The organism is Neisseria sp. P0022.S010, from assembly GCF_051956635.1.
Genome location: NZ_JBQCXF010000315.1, coordinates 1 through 3445, shown reverse-complemented (window position 1 = coordinate 3445; position 3445 = coordinate 1). Strand labels below are relative to the sequence as shown.

1 protein-coding gene is annotated in these 3445 nt (G+C 57.2%); it reads left to right on the top strand.

Features of this window, described 5'->3' with window-relative positions:
- Window positions 1-32: 32 nt before the first annotated feature.
- Window positions 33-3445, top strand: a 3413-nt coding sequence (locus ACTHUT_RS15940) for a TonB-dependent receptor domain-containing protein (RefSeq protein ID WP_440419040.1), incomplete at its 3' end; no start/stop codon positions are given.

Sequence of the window (3445 nt, the reverse complement as noted above, 5' to 3'; positions counted from 1 at the left end):
CTCTTATATTAAGTTCTTAACAAAGAGAAACTATGTCTGCTTTTACTCCCAAACCCAAAATAATCATTCTCAGCCTTGCCAGCGCATTCAGTACATTAACCGTTGCTGATACCATCGAAGCCTCAGCTCGACCAGAACAATACCAGGAATTGGATACTGTTGTTGTCAGTGGCAAACGTACCAACGACCAAAAAGGCTCGGACGACGTGTATTACAAAAACGTCTCCAACGCCTATGTCGGCAAGGAATACCTCGAACGCTACCGCGTCCAATCCGCCGGCGACGTGCTCAAAGGCCTCAACGGCGTATACAACATGAACACCCGTACCGCCGGCGGCGCGATTACGCCCAATATCCGCGGCATCACCGGCAAAGGCCGCATCCCGGTTACCATTGACGGCACCGAGCAGACTATCGACGTATGGATGAACAACTACGGCGTGGGCGACCGCAACTACCTCGATCCCGCCCTATTCCGCAGCATCGCGGTGGAAAAAAGCCCCGCCCTCACGCGCGGCGTGAAATCGGGCGTCGGCGGCGCGGTCACCATCCGCACCATCGAAGCCGACGACATCGTGCCGGAAGGGCAGAAATTCGGCTTCCAGCTGAAAACAGAGTTCTCCAACAACAGCAACAAACAGGCCAACAACCTCAACCAATGGCTGGGCTGGGAAGACTACCGAACCCTGCCTTTCGGCGCGACGGCGGACGGCGCGGGCGGCGGCGTCGACCCGCATACCGGCCAGCAAAGCCCGCAGGCCTTGGTGGCCGACGGCCTGACCCCGCCCAAACATAAAAGCAGCCGCGATAATCGGCGTTTCGGCAACGACCGCGGCTATATGGCCGCCGCCGCCTTCAAAACCGAACTTTCAGACGGCCTGGCCGCCTACAGCTACCGCAACAAAGGCAACTACTTCGCCGGGCGCAAAGGTGCGGAAGGCTACCTGCACAATCCGGTATACGACCTGCAAAAATGCTACGACCAAGGCGGCAGCGATTTCAACTGCAAAAACTCTGCCACCTTCGTGCCCAATATGGCCAAGGTCTACCATCCCGGCGTGGAAGTGCTCAACAGCAACACCGAAACCAAAACCCTGCTGTTGAAAAACAACTGGCATCTGCCCGGCAGCCATAAACTTGGCTGGCAGTATATGCGCACCGACGTGCGCTTTGGCGAAATCAACCCCTTCCATACCACCTATGTGATGAATATGGAAGAATACAATCCCAGCAACCGCCCCAAAGCACTGTCGCCGCAGATGCAAAGTATCGATTCCAATATCCGCACCGACACCTACAAACTCGGCTGGAACTGGAAGCCCGAAAACAGCCGCTGGATAGACCTGCAAGCCAACCTGTGGCGCATCAAAACCAATACCACCCGCCACCAGAGCGGCGGCATGGATTTGTCTGCCGCCAAACCGGACCCCTACTACGATGTCTGGCACTGGTGCACCAAACGCGGACAACTTCCGCCCGATTATGCCGACAGCTACAGCAGTTGCAGCAGCCTGATGGACGATTTCGGCGTAAACGGTTTGAGCAAAGAAGAAGTGATGAAAATCCTGCCCAACGACAACGGACAATACCGTGTACTTTCCGGCGCAGAACAGAAAACCCGCGTCAGCCGCACGGGCTTCGACCTGAACAACCGCTTCCGCCTTCATCCGCGCCTGCACATGACCCTGTCCGCCGACTATCAGAACGAGAAGCTGGAAGAAGAAGTGGAAGTGGTTAATTCGCAGGATATGTTCAACCTGGCCGGCATGGCCACCGGCATGACGAAAATCGCCGGCCCGCGCGGCGGCAAACGGCGCGAATGGGGAACCAACTTGGTATTCGACTGGCAGGCCACCGACCGCCTGAAAATCTCCGCCGGCATCCGCTACCACAATTTCAGGGGCTTCGATACCGCCCTGGCCGAAGGCCGCGCCCGCCGCGACCCGCGCTATCAGGCTGGCGGCGGGCACGGCACTTATTCGGACGGCGTGTACATCCCATATTTCGAGCTGGTGGGCGATCAGGAGCGGCGCGATTGGGAGGCGGTATCCGAACAGAGCCGGCGCGCCTACCAGTCAGGCAATGATGCCGCCATCGCCGCCGCCGATCGGGCCATGCAGGCGCACGGTGCACGCTATAATATGCCGAAATATAGTAGTGATGGTACTTACCGGGTTGAGGATCAATACAGCTATATCGGCAGCGACGGGCTTGTTTATGGCGACGGTACAGGTTATAATGATTCTCAAAATCAACCGTTGTACCGGGTGCGCCCCGTATACGTGCCGTTTGTAAACGGCAAGCTGGACAGCGGTTCTCTACCCAAACATTTCCATGATTTTGTGAAAAATTATCAGGAAAAGGTTGCCAATCCGCAGGGATTGAATCAGGCACATTACCGATATTGGGCAGTGCCGGGAAATCCTGAGAACTGTATAAGAAATAGCGTAATAACCTGTCTTGATCATTACAAAGCAGGAAAACTGTCCAATATGGGTGTCGGTTATCCGGAAACCGGCGGTGATACCGGATCAGCCCATAGGGTTATCAACAAACACTACACCGAAGAGCAATACTGGGCGCAGCCCAAACCGATACGCGCCCATGCCTGGGCGCCGACCGTCGCCGTCAGCTACGACCTGACCGACAACAACCGCCTGTTCGTGCGCTACGCGCAGATGACCCGCTTCCCCAGCGTGTACGAAGTCGGCAGCTTTTACAACGACCTGGCCTATGTCGGATCGCCCAAAGCACCGAATTTCCGCTTTAAGCCGGAACGCAGCCGCAGCCTGGAAATCGGCTACAACTTTAACTTCGCACCGCACTTTGCCCGGCTGCGCCAAGGCGATATGCGCCTGACCTACTACCGCAACCGCATCCGGAACGTGATCGAGACCACCGACCATTTCCGCACCGTGCAATACGACAGCAAGGATACCGCCGGGCTGGAATGGCAGGGCCGCATCGACAGCGGTCGCTTCTTCGCCGCGCTGGGCGCGACCTACCGCCTGAAACAGCAGATGTGCGACCGCGACACAGCCTTCGATTTCGACCCCTACGGCTACAAAGGCATACCGGTCTGCATCGAAGGGGGCTACGGCAGCACGCGCGGCTACCAGGCACTGCAGCCGAAGTATTCGGTCAACCTTGATGCGGGCATGCGCGCCTTGGGCGAGAAACTCGAATTCGGCCTGCGCGGCATCTACCACAGCCGCGTCAATACCAAGCAATACGACCAACTGTTGAAGCGGGGTTTGGGGCATATCTTCAACAGCACCGGCAAGCCCTACCATTGGAACCCCTCGCTGACGTGGGACGTGTACGGCCGTTATCAGGTGCACAAAAACCTCAACGTCAACTTAGGCATCAACAACCTGACCAACCGCTACTACCTTGACCCGATGAGCAACGTGCCCGCACCCGGGCCTGGCAGGACGGTTACCTT